General features: G+C 37.1%; 14 protein-coding genes. 6 read left to right on the top strand and 8 right to left on the bottom strand.

The window, feature by feature from the left end:
* Positions 1-69: 69 nt before the first annotated feature.
* Both I6F50_RS06345 and I6F50_RS06340 read right to left on the bottom strand, forming a co-directional pair.
* Entirely contained in the window at positions 70-990 is a 921-nt protein-coding gene (locus tag I6F50_RS06345) for a M14 family metallocarboxypeptidase (protein ID WP_165739499.1), read from the bottom strand.
* Positions 991-1,104: 114 nt separating this feature from the next.
* On the bottom strand, positions 1,105-1,842 hold the full coding sequence (locus I6F50_RS06340) for a hypothetical protein (protein ID WP_165739497.1): 738 nt from the start codon (positions 1,840-1,842) through the stop codon (positions 1,105-1,107).
* Positions 1,843-2,124: 282 nt separating this feature from the next.
* Between I6F50_RS06340 and I6F50_RS06335 the strand changes: the two genes are divergently transcribed.
* A complete protein-coding gene (locus I6F50_RS06335) occupies positions 2,125-4,974 on the top strand; it encodes a UvrD-helicase domain-containing protein (protein ID WP_197175657.1) in 2,850 nt (949 codons plus the stop codon).
* Between the two features lie 126 nt (positions 4,975-5,100).
* Complete coding sequence (locus I6F50_RS06330; protein WP_197175649.1) at positions 5,101-7,371, top strand: EAL domain-containing protein; 2,271 nt, start codon at positions 5,101-5,103, stop codon at positions 7,369-7,371.
* Positions 7,372-7,450: 79 nt separating this feature from the next.
* Here I6F50_RS06330 and I6F50_RS06325 read toward each other — a convergent pair whose 3' ends face one another.
* The 3 genes from I6F50_RS06325 to I6F50_RS06315 all read right to left on the bottom strand — a co-directional run bounded on the left by I6F50_RS06325 (position 7,451) and on the right by I6F50_RS06315 (position 9,450).
* Positions 7,451-7,849 (bottom strand): hypothetical protein, encoded by a 399-nt coding sequence (locus I6F50_RS06325; RefSeq protein ID WP_024593055.1) that lies wholly within the window; start codon positions 7,847-7,849, stop codon positions 7,451-7,453.
* A gap of 1 nt (position 7,850) precedes the next feature.
* Positions 7,851-8,765 carry a zinc dependent phospholipase C family protein gene (locus I6F50_RS06320; RefSeq protein WP_165728862.1) on the bottom strand — a complete coding sequence of 305 codons (915 nt, stop codon included), beginning with the start codon at positions 8,763-8,765 and terminating at the stop codon, positions 7,851-7,853.
* Between the two features lie 97 nt (positions 8,766-8,862).
* Positions 8,863-9,450: a hypothetical protein gene (locus tag I6F50_RS06315; protein WP_165728861.1), complete on the bottom strand. Its 588-nt coding sequence runs from the start codon at positions 9,448-9,450 to the stop codon at positions 8,863-8,865.
* 260 nt (positions 9,451-9,710) lie between these two features.
* On the opposite strand from I6F50_RS06315, the gene I6F50_RS06310 reads away from it, so the two are divergent.
* Positions 9,711-11,348: a cyanophycinase gene (locus I6F50_RS06310; RefSeq protein ID WP_197119437.1), complete on the top strand. Its 1,638-nt coding sequence runs from the start codon at positions 9,711-9,713 to the stop codon at positions 11,346-11,348.
* 103 nt (positions 11,349-11,451) lie between these two features.
* A complete protein-coding gene (locus tag I6F50_RS06305) occupies positions 11,452-11,700 on the top strand; it encodes a hypothetical protein (RefSeq protein ID WP_007580368.1) in 249 nt (82 codons plus the stop codon).
* Positions 11,701-11,791: 91 nt separating this feature from the next.
* Here the strand turns inward: I6F50_RS06305 and I6F50_RS06300 are convergent, their stop codons facing one another.
* From I6F50_RS06300 to I6F50_RS06290, 3 genes are all read right to left on the bottom strand, one after another.
* A complete protein-coding gene (locus I6F50_RS06300; protein ID WP_024593049.1) occupies positions 11,792-12,547 on the bottom strand; it encodes a DUF1266 domain-containing protein in 756 nt (251 codons plus the stop codon).
* A complete protein-coding gene (locus I6F50_RS06295) occupies positions 12,540-14,642 on the bottom strand; it encodes a CDC27 family protein (RefSeq protein ID WP_024593048.1) in 2,103 nt (700 codons plus the stop codon). The genes I6F50_RS06300 and I6F50_RS06295 overlap by 8 nt, the downstream gene beginning before the upstream one ends.
* A gap of 88 nt (positions 14,643-14,730) precedes the next feature.
* The gene (locus I6F50_RS06290) at positions 14,731-16,389 is read right to left on the bottom strand and encodes an Hsp70 family protein (RefSeq protein WP_024593047.1); all 1,659 of its coding nucleotides are present in this window, start codon (positions 16,387-16,389) and stop codon (positions 14,731-14,733) included.
* Between the two features lie 333 nt (positions 16,390-16,722).
* On the opposite strand from I6F50_RS06290, the gene I6F50_RS20280 reads away from it, so the two are divergent.
* On the top strand, positions 16,723-17,019 hold the full coding sequence (locus tag I6F50_RS20280) for an Arm DNA-binding domain-containing protein (protein ID WP_331458713.1): 297 nt from the start codon (positions 16,723-16,725) through the stop codon (positions 17,017-17,019).
* Complete coding sequence (locus I6F50_RS20275) at positions 16,982-17,413, top strand: hypothetical protein (RefSeq protein WP_231612985.1); 432 nt, start codon at positions 16,982-16,984, stop codon at positions 17,411-17,413. Before I6F50_RS20280 ends, I6F50_RS20275 begins: the two co-directional genes overlap by 38 nt.
* Positions 17,414-17,598 lie beyond the last annotated feature (185 nt).

The following is a 17,598-nucleotide window of genomic DNA, read 5'->3' as shown; positions in this document are numbered from 1 at the left end:
AAATACAAAAAATGCCCAAATAGATATTCTCCTTGGGCATTTTTTATGTGCGGTTTTTATATGCAGTTTCTATTGCGTATTTGCACCTATATATTTCAGTGCGCTTGTTATAACGGCTACTTGTGCCAAAATACATTCTTCATCGGTGGCAGTTGGGCTATCTGGGTACACTTCAGTGGTTGTTACGAAGGGTGCATCAGTAAAGCCCATACATAAACCTAAATCGCGTGCTGCATAGTTAATCACGCCAAATTGCTCTTGCGGTACGCCTATTAGCTGGTTGTTTTCATCGCTCGGTGCAATATGGGTTACCTTTGCAACGCTTTCAATAATCACTTTTTGAAACTCTGGCTCAGGCTTTTTGGTGTCTGCAACTAAATAAAACCCATCAGGTATGTTCCAGTTAGTATTTGTAGTGCCTTCACGCGCAGCAAGTGCGGGCCTAAATTCACTGTTATCGCTGTCTGTTGTTTCGTGTAAATCAATATGAGCGATTAAGTCAGTACCTAATGATTTTACAAACGCCATAATAGCGGCTGATTCTTGAGCTGGGCTACCCTCGTAAAATGAGCGATTAGGATCAATAGCATCTGGGTTCCAACGGTTTATAGTCTCGTAACCCCAAGGGCTAATGCAGGGGGCAACAATAATATTAAACTGTTCGCAATATTGCATAGCCGATGTTTTAGCAAACCTAAGTGCGCCATGTACGCCACTTGTTTCATAGCCATGTACACCACCGGTGATTAAAACAGTTGGTTTATTAGCATTAAAGTTAGGCGTTTTTAATATATATAATGGGTAAGTACCTGCGGCGTAATTAAGCTCGCCGTATTGCTCTATATCTAAGGTGTTTTTAAGATCATTAATTAGCGTTACGACTTCGTTTTGGTAACTGCGTTTAATGCTTTGGCGTGCTAACCACTGGGCTTTATCGTTGTTATTCCATTTTTTGCCAGGTGTGCCAATCGGGTATGTGCTATTAGTCATAATAAACCTTTATATCAATTATTATTAGCCCTCATAAAAATTAGGAGGGCAATTACAATTGGTAGAATTATTTAATAAAGGTATAGCTTAACGCTGAGTAAATTAGCGTGCAAATTAAAACGTTAAAGTCATATTTTTAATAGCGCGTGTTTGCTGCGCCCTAATATAGCTTTGGTTTGCATATTCACCTGAAATACTACCGAACCGTTCGCGTTTAATATTAATTGTTAAATCACATCCTTTATTTTTATTTACTTGCGAGGTGTTAAACATATCTAAGCTTTGTAAATTTATTTCAAGGCGAGATGAATTAAGCGCAAAAAATGTTGACTGCAAAAGTGTTTCATTATTATTGGTAGTGCAACTACTGCTAAGTTCTACTTGGCTTGTACTGTTAGGATCAGTGCCATCTAATTGAACGGTAAGAGTACTATTAATACCAAAATTTTGATCGTTACTCGGGGTTAAAATAATAAAATTTAAAGGCAGTTCTGCGCTTGAATTAGCATTTATACCATCGTCTCGTGTAAATAATATATCAAACTGCTGATTATCGTCAGTGGCATTTATATAAGCTTGGTAATCAACGTCTAAAAAATCGGTATCTTTTGTAAGTACAATAGAAGTGTTATTAACAACAGCCCTTAATGAGTCGCTATCGCTTAAAACAATATTAGAGCCATTCGCATCGCCTGCATTTAGTTCTGCGTTAACACGCGTGCGGTTGCCGTCAGAAACCAGTTCAAAACCTGCCCAAATACCTTGTGTTTTTACTAAATCCGACTCTGTTTCTGACGTGCAAGCGCATAATGCTAAAATTAAAGCCGTTGTGGTAATGCATTTTTTAAGCATGTTAGCTCCTTTAAACCACTTAATTAGGCTGTAAATAATTGTTTAATTGGGGATATACCTAACAATTATATGAAGTGTAAGTTTGTATATGTGCATTGTTACACAACAAGCTATCTATAAATGTTTAAATTTGTTAACGGGTGTAAATAAAACATTAATCACCAGGTTTAAAAACTAACTTACCAATTAAATTGTTTACTAAGTAAGCATCGATTTAGCGCTAAATGTATTATAAAAGAGTATGTTACAATTAAGGTAAAGCATATCTTCATATTGAGTATTATGGCGCAGTATATTGCTACTCCAAGTTGGCTAGGCCGTTTTTTTACCCGTATTAAACACGTAAGTATTGAACAAGAGCACCTTGTTGTGCATTTTAGACGTGCTCCCGCACGAACATTTTTAATTAAAGACTTTTATAATTACTCAATACTTAAAAACCGTTTATTTAGTGCCAAAATTAATTTGTGCGACAGCAGCAATACATCAATTAGCTTTTTAAACAAAGCACAGGCTAATACTTTAAATACTGCCATTAATACACAGTTTTCGGCCATGCTTGAGCAAAAGGTAAATAACGCCAAAACTTTGCTAAAGCGTTATGCTTTAGATGAGTTTTTACGTGATAGTTCCCTAAATACACTTAATAACGATGTGTTTTCACTTGTTAAACAGTACGCTCAAAGTACAAATACATGGCAACAACACTTATCGCCAAGTAGTCTTAAATTTTTAAATATACTGAGCACCACACCCAATTCCCTTGATGCTATTGCACAGTTGCGCCATAAATATGAAAAAAAACAACTGATACTTAAAAATGATTTTTTTAATCAAGTAGAGTCAAATCCATTAACAACAGAGCAGCGTTTAGCAGTAATACGCGATAACGACAAAAACTTAGTATTAGCGGCAGCAGGCACAGGTAAAACATCTGTGATGGTCGCAAAGTCGCTAGATTTAATAGCGTGTGATATTGCAAAACCCGAGCAAATTTTGGTGCTGGCCTATAATAAAACAGCAGCTAATGAGCTTAAAGAGCGCTTTATTAAACGCGCAACACATGCAAAATTACATACCAAAGCACCCACTATTTTAACGTTTCATGCGCTTGGGCTTAAACTATTACAAAGCGCTAAAAAGCCAATCGAATTGTCAAAATTTGCAACAGACCCAGTTCAATTAAATAGTTGGTTAACGGCATGGGTGAGTAAAAAAATACAAACCGAGCCACAATTTTTAAAAGTATTTGTAGATTTACTCCATGAGCCAATTGATATATTTAGCTTTAAAGATAATGCACAGTACGAGCGATACATACGCGATAACGAATACCGCAGCCTTGCAGGTCATAAAGTAAAAAGTTATCAGGAGGTGTTAATTTCAAACTGGTTGCATTTAAACAGCGTGCCGCATAGCTATGAGGTGAATTATCACTTTGACCAAGGCACCGTGCTAAATAGGCAATATAAGCCTGATTTTTATATACCTCACTATGATATTTACTTAGAGCACTTTGGCATTGATAGGCAAGGTAATACACGTGCCGATATAGATAAAAAACATTATAACGAGCAAATTGCATTTAAGCGTAAACTGCATAAACAAAATGGCACCACCTTACTCGAAACCTTTCATTACAATTGGGTAGAAGGAAAGCTAGAGCACACTCTCGCTAAGCAATTGAAGCAGCATAATGTTGAATTAACGCCTTTAAGTAACGATGAAATATTTCATACATTAAATAACTCAGGGCAGTTACAGCAAGGGGTTGATAAGTACATAAAATGCTTACAAGCTATTCGAGTGGAGCAGCTAAGTAATAAGCAAATAGCACAGCGCATTAAACAAAGCGGTATTAAAAACTATCAACAATACGCAAACTTGTTAGTGCAAATTCATGAGGCTTATATAAATGAACTAAGCGCACAAAATGCCATTGATTTTGACGACATGATAATTCAAGCAACAAAGGCGGTGGTAAACGGAGATTTTAATATTGTGTGGAGTCACATTTTAGTTGATGAGTTTCAAGATATATCAAGCGCGCGAATGGCTTTTTTAAGTGCCATATTAAAGCATGGTAACGGAATACGCTTTACTGCAGTAGGTGACGACTGGCAGGCAATTTATCGGTTTTCGGGTGGTAACTTAGCGCTTACCACCCGCTTTAATGAGCTGGTGGGTAGCCACTCGCTTACAATGCTGCAAAAAACATTTAGATATAACAATAGTATTAGCGATGTAGCAGGTCGCTTTGTAATGCAAAACCCTGAGCAATATAAAAAGCAGATCAGCACACATACGCAAGTAACTACACCCCAAGTTATTTTGTTAGACGACTTATACCAAGGCACTAAATCGATAGAAATAAAAGTACAACAAGCGATAAGCACTATTCAAAAAAATGATGGATCAGCCAGCATTGCCATACTTAGTCGATACCGATACATGTTAAATAGCGTGCAACAGCATTTAAAAGATAAAAAGCATACAAACCTTCTCCATTTTTGGACATTGCATAGTGCCAAAGGGCTTGAAGCCGATTACTGTATTATTATTGGTTTTGAACAAGGTAAATTAGGGTTTCCGAGCGACAATCAAAATAACTTGCTGGTGGAGTCGTTATTACCAAAGCAAGATGAATTCACTCACTCAGAAGAAAGGCGTTTGCTTTATGTAGGCATTACACGCGCTAAACATAAAGCGTATTTAATTGCCGACCCTTATGCATGCTCCGCATTTATAAAAGAATTAATAAATGATGATTACCCCATTCAAATTGGTTCCGCATTATTTAATAAGCCGCAACTAAAGCAAAGAGAATGTAGTACGTGCAGTGACGGGTTAATAGTGCCCAAAACGGGCCAATATGGTGATTATTATAGTTGTACTAACACGCAAATTTGCGAAACTAAATTGCGAGTGTGCAAAAGCTGTAGTAGCCCATCGGTAGATAAAAACACATACTCACAATGCGTGAATACAGAATGTAAAACGCAGCACCCAATTTGTGAAAAGTGTGGGCGCGAAATGCGTAAACGCAAATCTAAGCACGGTGAATTTTTAGGGTGCAGCGGTTTCGCTCTTAAAGAAGATAACTGTAAAAACACTCGAAAAATGAATGTTTAACGGCTAACAAGTAGGTTTACACTTGTCTATTTTATAGAACTATGTAAATAGAAATTACATTCATTAGATTGATTTTAACAAGCTATCAATGTCTAATAGAAGAATGAGCTTTAACTGTTGTTTATTATGCATTTTTTCAATAGATTCTTTTTATTAAATGACCATTATTCAGCCCCTGGTCAGGTTGCTAATTGGCGAATAAGTGCACTGCGCATTATTCTATCATTAGTAATGGTGTTATGTTTTGCTGTGGCGTGCCACACGTACACAAGCGCTATTGAATTTAACTTAATTTATATTGTTGTATTAACAAGCAGCTTTCTTGCTACTGCATGTGGTTTACTTATAGCAAGTAAGCGTTTCTATCACTTTAGCGCTCATGCACTTTTAATAGCCATTGTAGCTGCTAGCGTGTCAATGAACTTATTTTTAACAGACCTAGAGCTTGCTAAAGTGGGTTCTATGTATATGTATTCTTGCCCGATAATCGCACTTATGCTACTTGGTTATAGAACAGCCCTTGCTTATGGCGTATTAAATATTGCGCCGTTTTATATGATCATCAATAACGTTGATGTCTCGGGTTTAACCGGCATAGCTCAACAACTTCCCGACGCGGACTTATACATTACAGGGCTTATATTTTTATTTTTTAACATTTGTATTCCCCTTGCTGTAGCACGCACAATTGTGGCTGCTAAGCGTTTAAACAAAACAATGATAAGCGCTAATACACACCTTAAAGACAAAAATGAGCTTTATCGAAGCTTATTCACCGAATCAAATAAAGCCAAAATTATTGTTGACGAAAACCTTGTCATTACTGATTTTAATCAACATGCTATTGATATGTTTGGTATAAAAAAAGAATTAAAAGAAGAATGCGTTAACCTATCTCATTTATTTCCTACTTTATCTTTTGACGATCCAAATGCGCAAAATAAAATTGTGAAGTACAAAAAAAGCTATTTTAAAGCCAGTTATCAGCAAATAACAATGAGCACAAACTACCGTGTATACGACTTTTACGATTGCACGCAAGAGCAGCTCATTAAACAAAATTTATCGATGATGGAACAAGAAAACAAACGATTACGCTTTAGAGACTCGCGAACAAGGCTACCTAATAGAGAATGGTTTGAACTGCAATGCGATAGGCTAACAAGTAAGTACCAAAAAGGTTTTTATATTGTTGTTGCGCAAAGTGCAAATAGTGAATACTTAAATTTAAAGCTCACTAAAGCCGACTCTCAAGCCTTACTGATTAACGCATACAAGCGTTTAAAAGCGATGCCAGATGAGCCGCTGTTGTGTGCTCATATAGGAGTCGGAAAGCTCGCTTTTATAATTGTGGCAAACTCGCAAAACGAGCTTGAAGATAAGCTATTAATACAAATAAAAAATACATTAGATAAAAAATATAATGTGTTTGGTACTAAGTGTCAGCAATCATTTTTATTTGGTTTTGCAAAGTATCCTGATCATGGAAAAAACAGCGCAACAGTACTTAGCAATGCATGCGAAGCACTTAAACTAGCAAATTGTAATATGGCCCTTAGTGGTTATAACGAAAAACAATCACAAGCTTTTATCGAAAAATACGAAATTTCAATGTTATTAGATGAAGCGCTTCAGCAGGGCGATTTGTCGGTGCACTATCAACCTAAAGTAGATGCAACGGGTCAATGTATAGGGCTTGAAGCCTTAGCGCGTTGGAACAGTCCAATACTGGGTAATGTGTCGCCAGTGGTATTTATTCCTATTGCCGAAGAATACAGAATGGTTAGTCGGCTAACCGACCTGATTATTCAAAAGGTGTGCGCTCAAATTGCCGATTGGACTAAAGCGGGTTTACCGAGTGTGCCGGTGGCAATAAATATATCTCTAATTGATTTTAGCCAAACCGATTTTATGTCAAAACTAGTTAAATACCTTGCCGACTTTAACGTAAAGCCGCCTCAAATAGAGTTAGAACTGACTGAAACTTCCCTTGAGGCTAACCAAGCCCATTCGTTAAAGCTTATGCAAACACTGCAATCGTGGGGTTTTACTATTTCGGTCGATGATTTTGGGGTGGGATATTCTAATATTGCACGCCTTGCCGACTACCCAATTAACAAACTCAAGTTAGATCGCTCATTAATAAGCCAAGTAACGAGCTCAAAGCGTCAAAAAAGTTTAGTTAAGGCAGTACATGCTATGTGTAAAGAGCTTGATATTAAGTGTGTAGCTGAGGGGGTAGAAACCCAAGAACAAGTAGCAATAATGGCGCAAATGGGGTGTAAAGAATTTCAGGGCTATTACTTTGCTAAACCAATGCTAGCCGAAAGATTTGCAGAACATGTTAGCCGCCATGGCTTAGTGTTTAACCCTGAAGAAGTGACAGCTCAACTTTAAATGTATTTAGTGGCCACTATATAGAACATGCTCACCTAAGAGCTATGCATGCTCTATAAAGCTAGCTTGGTTTTATTACCTAATTACAGAGTTGTTGGGCGTTTATAGTTATTTTGCACTGTTGCACAGCTCCCGATTTCCAATGCTGTATGTCTGATTGCGCAGTACAGCCTGCATCTTCAATTAAAGCAGTGTCAGCATCACATAAAAGTAATACGGCGTTATCATCTTGTACATCCACAATAAACGTGTACTCGTTAAAGGGCGTAAGTTTGCTTAAATCGTTATTAACGGCAGCTTTTAATAACTCATCAGTGGATGAATAGGGTGTTTCACTAAACTTTAAAGTGCCGTCTACAGCGGTAGCAATATCTTTTAATTGCGAGGCTAAATCGGCCATTATTTCTGGATTGTTATTTTTTGAAGTGTAACAACCGCTAAGTAATACAATTAAGCTTATGCAGAGTAAGTGTTTCATGCTATTTGCTCCATACCGTCATTGTGTTGTGCTCATCGTAGCCTGTGTCTAGGTTCCAGTTTTTAATTTCACTGTAATCAGTATCTAAAAATACGGCATTGGCAATAATGGTTATATAGTGCTGAATGTTACTAACGGCAAAGTCAAAAATATCGTTGTAATGCATTGGCTCGTGCGGTGTTTTTAGCTGTTCAATAAAAGTGGAGTCTACTTCGTTTGGGCGAGGATAAAACAAACCTAAATCAGCAGCAACATGGCGTGCACAGGCAAATAACCGATAGCTTTCTTCAGCATTATTTACTACAAACTGAAAACCGTTATGCCATGTATTAAAGTTAGGCGTGTGTTGTGCGGCGTAGTGTGGGTGAACTGTTAATAAAGCATGTTGCCAAATTTGTGCAATATCGGTATCAAAATTATCGTCTTTGTTAGTACAAGACCCAATATTTTGTTGTACGCGATCAGCGTAGCCTAACTCACCTAAATTTAAACGTTGCCAAATAAACGCATCTTGGTTCATTTCACAGGTACGGTGCGCAGTTTGGTTTTGCTCATATGGGCCAACTTTTAATTCAACAACTGGATGCACCGTTATATCTGCAGCAACATGGGCCATATAACCGCATAACCAAGCAAAGCACTTTTCAAATGCTTCATCTTCAAGTGTTTTACAGTATTCAATCATGGCTTTAAGTAAATCACCCGTGCGCTCGTAATGCATTAAATCGGCCCATGCATTTTGGCTAGGCTGCGCTACAGCTAAATAAGGGTAATCGGGGGCTACACAACCTAGTTCAAGGTATGCTTGACGTTTGCTTAAAATAAGTTTTGCCTTTTTAGGCATATCCATTTTAGTGAGTGACTTGGTTTGCGTTGCAATATTAACCGCAGTAATGTGCGCAAAAGCACCTGGCATTGTCATATCCCTATGATTTATAAATAGGAGTACAGATTAACATTGAGACAGCGTTAAATAAAGTTAACTAAATGCAAGTATAGGGTGGTTAAGGCTATTAAATTAATTGTTCAACTAATTGGCCGTTTTCGTATAATTTAGCAAATTGACGTTTGTGCTCTTCAAAAAGATAAGCTCTTAGTTGCTCTTGCCCGCTATGAATTTGAGTTATTTTTGCTGCAATCCCTAAGCTACTTTGCCTAACGGGTACTATATCCATTGATATACTTTCTTTGTTAGGCAAGTTAAAGCTCATGTGCTGTAATTTGTTTAAGCTTTTTCCATTTTTCAATGGTTTTAAAAATATGCCCGTACTGGAAATTGATTCAATATTAAAACCTTGGCTTTTAATATTTAGCTCACTCCAACGCCAACTTCGCTGAGTGCCCTTTGTATCAATTACCTCTGGTGCGCTCAAAGTGGGGTTAATTACACCTAACTCATCAATTTTTAATTGCAGGGGAAACCAAAGTTGGTAATTAGCAACTTCAGCAAGCAAAGTTAAATTTGCATGGGTAAAAAGGTGAGCAATACTCGCGGGTACAGAGCTTTTCATTGTAAGCATATGATTACGGGGAGAGCGCTGCTTTGTATTTGGTTTGAATAACTCAGCTAAAAAATTTACCTCTTCATTAGAAAAGTCCATATTCCACCTCAGTTACTAAAACAATGCACCACCGTAATTTAAACAATGGATTTGATCAATAAATGCTCGGTTTAAATTTGTTTAGTCAATATTTGCGAGAGTAGCTGGCAAACTAAACAATGTATTTAAATGCAGTGCTTAACCCTATCGCTTTTCAGAGACTTGAATTATTTAACATTTATAAAAATATATTTAGGCTCAAGTGGCTAGCTGTTAAACTGCAACACATTAGTTTTATAATTTATATTAGAGTTTACATTATGATATGTGCGTTTTTACGTAATCAACAGCCTAAATTACGAGTTATGTTAGTGGCGTTACTGGGTGCTGGTTTTTCAATAAATGCAGTGGCTCAAGAGCAAAACCAAACTTTAATTTTAGTGGGCTCAGAGCTTGCAACTTGTACTAGCGCAAAGCTTAATAACTGCGAAAAAGAGACTGTTGTTGAAGGTAAATTACATAATCTATATAGGGTTAATAACTCTCAAATAAAAAACATCACACAGCACTGGCCTAATAATAACGTTGAGGCAAAAACGGCTGTATTAAAAACACTTAAAACCTTGCTAGGTAAATCGTCAAATAGCGTATCTAAAACAGATTTATTATGGCTATGGCGCGATATAAATAACCAGCAATTAGAAAGCCTGACTCAGCAAGAATACAACTTTGTATTTGATATGCTAGAAGTGCCGCTACTTGATAAAAACGGTGAGCGCTTAAAAGAGCAAGTAAATACCGATTTTAATATTGAGGTCGCGACTAATAGTATTTTACAATTTGTGTCGGGCAGTTTAAAAGTTAATAACGCAAAACCCACCATGCTTGCTATTACGGCATCGAGCCGCGACCCTTATGAGTCGGCAGATGTAGCGCAGAGTCTTTTAGCACAATCAAATATAAGCACTCAATGGTTAGCACTAACGCCAGCACTTGCTAAAGCGATTACGAGTAACTCGTGCGATGAATTACCCGCTCTCAGAAATACATTAATGAATGTGTATAACCGGGAAGCAATTTATCCAGAGTACACAAAGGCCGAATACGCTTTATGCAAAAGTGGCACTAATGCACTTGTATCACTTATTAAAAATAGTACCGGTGTGATGTTTAATAGCGGTAATGCAGCATTAACTCACAAGGTATTATTTGATCAAAACAATAATCCATACCCGTGGACGCAAGCATTGCAAACTCGCCCAGTAATTGTAGGTGAAGGCGCGGGCGCAGCAATCCAAAGTAAAGTGACGGGTATGCTTACAAATACGACAAGCCTTGAGGCACTTCGTAAAGGTGAAAATAACACTAATGCTGGTGGACTTGGCAGCTTTAATTTTGGTGTTATAGATACTCAATTTAGCGAACAAAACCGCACGTTTAGACTCGCAGCTGCGCTAAATAATAGCGAAGCGAGTAATACTAAAACACAAATGCAGCATGGCTTTGGTATTGATGAAAATACAGCTTTGGTTGTTATTAAATCGCCAGAAGGTAGTTTAATAACCGTAATAGGCAAAAGTGGTGTAGTGCATTTAGCTAACCAAGGTAAAGCACCACCTGAGAGTAAGAGCTATAGCTACTCGTATTGGCCTACAAGCAGTGTAATTGAAATTACCAATAACACGTTTACTCTAAGCAAGCGCACAATAGATGAGGCGTTACCCGCTATAAAAATACCTCCACTGCCAGTGCAGCGTTTTGGCTCAATTTTAACAAATTCAAAACTGCGATCACTTACTCAAGCGATGTGCCTAAGCCAAGAGCAAAGTGCGGTAGCCCAACAAGATGAGTTTATAATTAGCCTTACTGCAACGAGTGACACGCAGTATCATCGCGTTAATGCAAAAGAGTTTGGTTGTGCGCTAAGCAATTTAGAGTTAGCTATAAAGTCGATTTAGTTACTAACCTGAGCCAAGGGTTTAAGTTTTTGGCTCTTCTCTATAAAATAGCCACCATAATGATTTAAAAGCCTAGCCAAGGCCTTACTAAAAGAGTTTTAAAATGAATAATGAAAATGACGTAATTGATACTTTAGCCGAACTAGAAAGCTTTTTAATAGATGTCGAAAACGGTGGTTTTGGACTTAAAGGTGTTGCCGGTGTTGGTATGGCTACTAATAACAAAGATGGCAGCCGTTTTGTTGCTGTGTTTGACGATAATCAAAAGCTACTTTTAGCACGCATGATTACAGAAGACGTATTCCAAACAGGCCAAGACATGGTACGTAATGGTGTAGGACGCAAGCACTAATACTGATACTAACTAGACTGAATAACTCTGCTGCAAAAGGAGTTATTCAATCTGTATTTATAAAATCAAAATATTGTAGTTTCAATTGGGATCAAAAGTCTATTTTCCAATCTAATTGGCACCATGGGTGCTCGTCATCAGCTAATATACTTTGCAATGTAGCAGCCGTATCATTTATTTTTTCAAATAAATCATGACTAAAATTAAAATCAGGGTTTGGCTCGCTGTACATTTCTTGAGTTTTAATTTTCTGCCATATACATCGACCAACCACATAACTAGTTGCATATTCTTGCCAGCTAACAAATAAGGTCTGTGCCAGTTTTCCAATATGCTTGAGGTAACACCATGCTTCTTCTTCAGTTAAAAAATTAATGGTAACACCACAACGACACAAAAAAGCATAGCGACCAATATCAAAAGCTCTAATACCACAACGAGCCAGTGAGATTTTATGTATTCCTGCCCAGTCAGACATAATACCTATAGGCGTATTTTGATAGGCGGTAAATTTATCTTCAATGTTGTATGTTGCTAATAAATCATTTCTGGTGAGTTCAGCCATGCAGCTCATAAAAACTTGGCTATTTGACGTGTTATAAAAAACATTTAAAGTTTCAATCAATTCTTCTTTTGTTGTAACGCCATAACCATTATCTAAAATACTTAAATTTCCTTTAGCAATAGCCTCGTCAGTATAGTTTTTATTATGATGTTTTAGGACATCCAATGAATAGCCATTTTGCATTGAAAGGTGCCCTGAGAGGCTAATAAGCCATAATTTTTGCTCTGAGCTTAAGTCCGTATCATCCTTAATTACACAAGGTACTTCACTTTGATTATGCATCTACAATCTCCTTTGTTGTTTGTAGTTTTAAGCATATATCGTTGTAATTAGCATGCATTGGTTGCCCAAGTTCAACGAGCTTTTCACAACACTCCACTGCAAATTCAAGTGAGTATATCCCAAGCCTCTGATCACCATATTTATCTGCAGCTAATAGTAATACGGGTATTGCTTCATTATATTGCTCTAACGCCGCTAGCGATCGGCCTTTGTAATAGTAAGCTTGTGGTAAATTAGAAAACTCGCTAATTGCAATGTTTACAAGCTTAATACAGGTATCAAAATCATCTATATCAAAAGCTAAGTGAATAAACTTTAAGCTCCAACTTGGTTGGTGTGTGATTTTTGGCATAGCTTGTTTAATCGCATAAATAGCGGCTTGTTTTACTTGCTTCTTAACAGCTTCGTTTTCGATATTTACTAATTTAGCCATTAACGCATGTAGCATTGCCCAAGCATATTGCTGTTTATACTCTAAATCTGGATATAGGGCATAACCCATTGGTTTAGTGGGTTTTCCATCATGGTCAGTCGCTGGGAGATCTAATGTTTTGAGTTCTAATTGTGAGTATATATTCTCTTGTACAGAACCTAGTACACGAGGGGTTTTGTAAAACTTATTAGGAGATGGCTGTATTTTTTTAGCTATAGTTTCCATTATCAAATTAAAATCAATTGAGTCTGGGCAGTAGATAAATAAATCAACGAGTAGTGGCCAAGGATCTACCAGCTTTTGTAAATGAAGATTCATAAAGGCGATAAAAACGTCAAATGCTTCATCTAAGCGTTCTAGCTTAGCAAGGCATAAAGCTTGCAAATAATTACAATTAGCGTCAAAAACCAAAGAGTATGTTTGAGTCGTTATTAACGCATCTTGATAGCGACCATTTTCAAATTGCAACGTCGCTATTTTAAGCGCGTTACTTTCCTCATTTTTTTTAAGATCTTTTATGTAGTGTCGACGAGCGATAATCAAAGCAGAGCGAAGGTCTATTTCCTCAGGACGAATATAAAAATAAGAGTTTAAAAATATATAAGCTTTTTCATAATCTTTAAGGTGCAAATAACACAGACCAATCTCTTTAGTCATCTTCATCGCATAAAAACTTTTTATAAGTTCTCGCTGCGCAAGATAAATAGTGAGTGCAATATCATAGTTTTCAAGCTTAAATTCTGCGTGTGCTTGTAAATCTCGCAGGTGTTCTATGCTTGCATCGGTAGGTGGCGGTAACGAGCCAACTAACTTACTGATTTCTGTGTATGCATCCAATGTCCATAAATAGTTAGCCACATAAAGATAAAGTGACTCGTCATTATAAAATACCAAATTGACTCGCTGCATTAATATCATTAGCTGCTTTGCTGTCAGCTTAGAATATATACATTGTTCTTCTATTAAGTTACGTAACTGAAGATGCTGATGCAGTTGTTCAAAGCTAATATCCTCATCAATATTTGATGGTGATTCTATACGCAGTGGTAGGCTCTGAATATAATGGTGCAGTGCAATAGCAAGTTCACGGTAGTGATTATTTTTACTAGTGACGAGTTCGCTAGAGATTTTTATACTCTCATCTAAAAACTTAAATACCGTGGCAGATAAAAAGTAATGCTCTGACAAGAAATCAATTAAAGTGAATAAGACTTGCTGACTTTGATCAACATCCCAAAATAATGGGGCTGAAAATAATAACTTCCATTGTTCAACATCGCTACGAGATGACACATTACAATATAATTCATTGAGCGCTATTTGCAGCTCTGCAATAGAGCGAACACAATTGAGTTCAATTGGTTGAGGCTTAACAATTTCAACTTCTGTAGATGCAGAGGAGGGCGCTTCTTCATCAAAAAATGACTCGTTAGTAACCCCTTGTTTTTCGTACTCGTCTTCAAATACTTGATTGGGTGCTTTGTCTTCATTTTGAGTAGGTTGTTTAGCCTCTTTAATGGCTAACTCGTATGCTTTGCGTAAATCTTTAAATTCTTGAGGGAACTCAGCTGGCGATGTTTTTTTTAGCAGCTCTGTATAAGCGAGTTTAATAAGGCGTTTATCTGTTGTGGCTTCAATGCCTAATATTTTCCAATGGTTCATTACTTCACTCTTTATTTAATGCATGTAATTTTTTAACTGAAACTATTTTTTATTAGTTAACTTTAATAACTAACTTTAATAGCTAATTTTAATAACTAAGATAGCGCTTTATATTTTCGATCATACGTTCTATTTTGTGGTTATCGTGTGTTTCCAATACTTCCATAAATTGGCCAATCGCCTCGCCAATTTCACGCCTTTTATCTCCTAGGTTTTCTTGAAACAAGCGCTCTAATTTTGCTTTAAATGCAGTATTTACCAGTTTATCTTTAGGCAAAACCTTAAGTGCGTTAAGTCGTGCAAAACGTTCACGCAATTCACTTTCGCTCAGGCTTTCTTCATTTTCACCTACATAAGTACGGTATTTTTTGCCACTTGCAACATTAGTCACTTCAACCTCAAGTACACCATTCAGGTCGTAGGTATAAGTTAAATATAACTCTTGTACTATATTTAACTGCTCAAGCTCTATTTCTAAATCACCTAAAAAAACATTATCTTTAGGGAGGTAATGTTCACCTTGGTAAATTTTAATTAGGACTTTTTCTTGTTCTGGGTGAGCTGAATAAACAGAACGAGTTTCGCTTACGGGAATAGTTGCGTTACGCTCTATAATAGGTAAAAACTCAGACTGACCATGTTTATTATTTACCTCAACTCCTAAAGTGAATGGGCAAACATCAGTCATTATTACATCTTTTAATTCTTTATCACGTGCGCTCATACCTGCCTGAATTGCAGCACCGGTGGCAATAGCATGGTCAGGGTTATATTGGGTTTGTGGTATACGTGAAAATACACGACTAATTTGCTGCTGAAAAATAGGCATACGTGTAGCGCCACCAACAAGAATAAGCCCATCAACGTCTTCAAGTGTTAAATCGGCGTCAGACATAGCACGGTTAATAGGAAACTTAATACGTTCTATTAACTCGCTACACAATGTACGGTAATCTTCGAGCGTGAGAGTATATGGGTATGTTTTTTCTTTATATTCAAAGTTAAAACTCGCTACTGGCTCGTTAGTTAATTGGCACTTTAAGCGCTCACACAAAGACCAAATATTACGATTTTCACTATCTGAGAAAAAACCTCTGTATAAATCATTTTTCTTATAAAGGTCTTCTTCAATTACGTTAGTAAAGTCGTTACCGCCTAGGTAGTTATCACCTGCTGAGGCGTGTATTTCAAAAATATCGTTAAACACCTCAATAACCGACACATCAAATGTACCGCCACCAAGGTCCAGTACTAAGTAAGTTTGCTCACAGTCTTTATTATCGAGCCCATAAGCGAGTGCTGCGGCGGTGGGTTCGTTAAGTAATCGCTCAACTTTTAAACCTGCAAGCAAAGCGGCTTGTTGCGTTGCTTGGCGTTGTTTATTATTAAAATAGGCAGGTACCGAAATAACAGCCTCAGTGATTGGCTCTTGCAAATAATGTTCGGCTTGCTCTTTTAGGCTTTTTAATAAAATGGCAGATAATTCCGTTGCGCTATAATTTTGTTCGCCCAATGAAAAGGTTTTATCAGTGCCCATAAAACGTTTAAATTCTGAAATGGTATGTGCAGGGTGTGTTGCTAATCGATCCCTAGCGGCTTGGCCTACAAGAATATAATTGTCTTCCGACAAGCCAACAATTGAAGGAACGAGCACATTACCCTCCATATCCGGAATTAACTTAACCGCGTTATCTTGCCATATTCCCACTACGCTATGAGTTGTACCGAGATCTATCCCTATTTTCATTTTATTTCCCTTACTGAATGACTTAAATCATCGCTATGCTAAGTTACTTAATACAGAGCCTTAAATTCAACTTAGTTTTGCACCGACGTAATTATACAGTTTAATTAAAAACCTATTATTAATATCTGATTGAAAATTATACGCTTAACTTTATTTTATTCAAAATAGATAGCGGTTTTTGGTGAGAGAAAAGAGGTCTTTAAAACAAGACACAGTGGTGCAGTGTAAACAGGTTGGTATTAGGTTTTAAATTATACCTAGTGAATAAACGTGAAGTTTAGTGAACTCAAATCAGCCCGTGCGATAAGTGTGCGAAAAATGGCATAAATCAAAGTGAAATTAACTGAATCTCTACTCAAAAATATCCCTTTAGAAATTACCAAAATCAATGACACTGAGATCTCCAGTTTTTATTTAAATCTTGGAAAACCAAATAAAGATGGAAAACGTTCACAAGTATATTATCTGTATTACCGCCTAGGAGGCCGAGGCTCGAAAGAAAGGAGACTAGCCTTAGGTAATTCATCGGTAATAACAGTGAGTGAGGCTAGACTGCTTGCTAAACAATATATTGGTGATGTGTCGCGTGGTATTGACGTTTTTTTACAAAAAGAAAGCAGCGCTGATTGAAAAGCAAGAAAGCACCTCGCCGACAATCGCTGTACTTGCAAATGAGTTTATTGAAAGAGATATTAAAGCTAACCGGAAAGATGTACACCCAGTTATTAGAATGTTTGAGAAAGACATTCTGCTATTTATTGGCAATTACAAACTTAAAGAAATAACCCGCCGTGAAATTTTTAAAAAAGTGCTTGATCCAATAACAGATAGAGGTGCTAAAACGCAGGCGAATAAAACGCTATACATCCTTAAGCAAATGTTCAATTTTGGTGTTGAGCGAGATTTAATACAAGGTAATCCGATAAGCACAGTTAAAAAGAAGAGCGTGGGTGGCCTTGAAAAGTCGCGAACCAGAGCACTAGAGTTTGACGAAGTTATTCAAGTATTTGACCGCCTGCCATAGCTAGGTATAAGCCAGCAAGTTATTTACGCACTAAAGTGTATAACTTTAACAGGTTGTCGGCCAATAGAGGTTACAGGCGCACAGTAGCAAGAATTTTATTTTGATAAAATGATATGGACAATCCCAGCCGAGCGCGTGAAGCAAAATAAAAATGGCGAAAGAACTCATAAAGTACCGATTACTCA

The sequence above is a fragment of the Pseudoalteromonas sp. NZS127_1 genome, from assembly GCF_015864295.1.
Lineage (GTDB): Bacteria > Pseudomonadota > Gammaproteobacteria > Enterobacterales > Alteromonadaceae > Pseudoalteromonas > Pseudoalteromonas arctica.
Note: the sequence above shows the minus strand (reverse complement) of the source record. Positions and strands in the feature narration are given on the sequence as shown.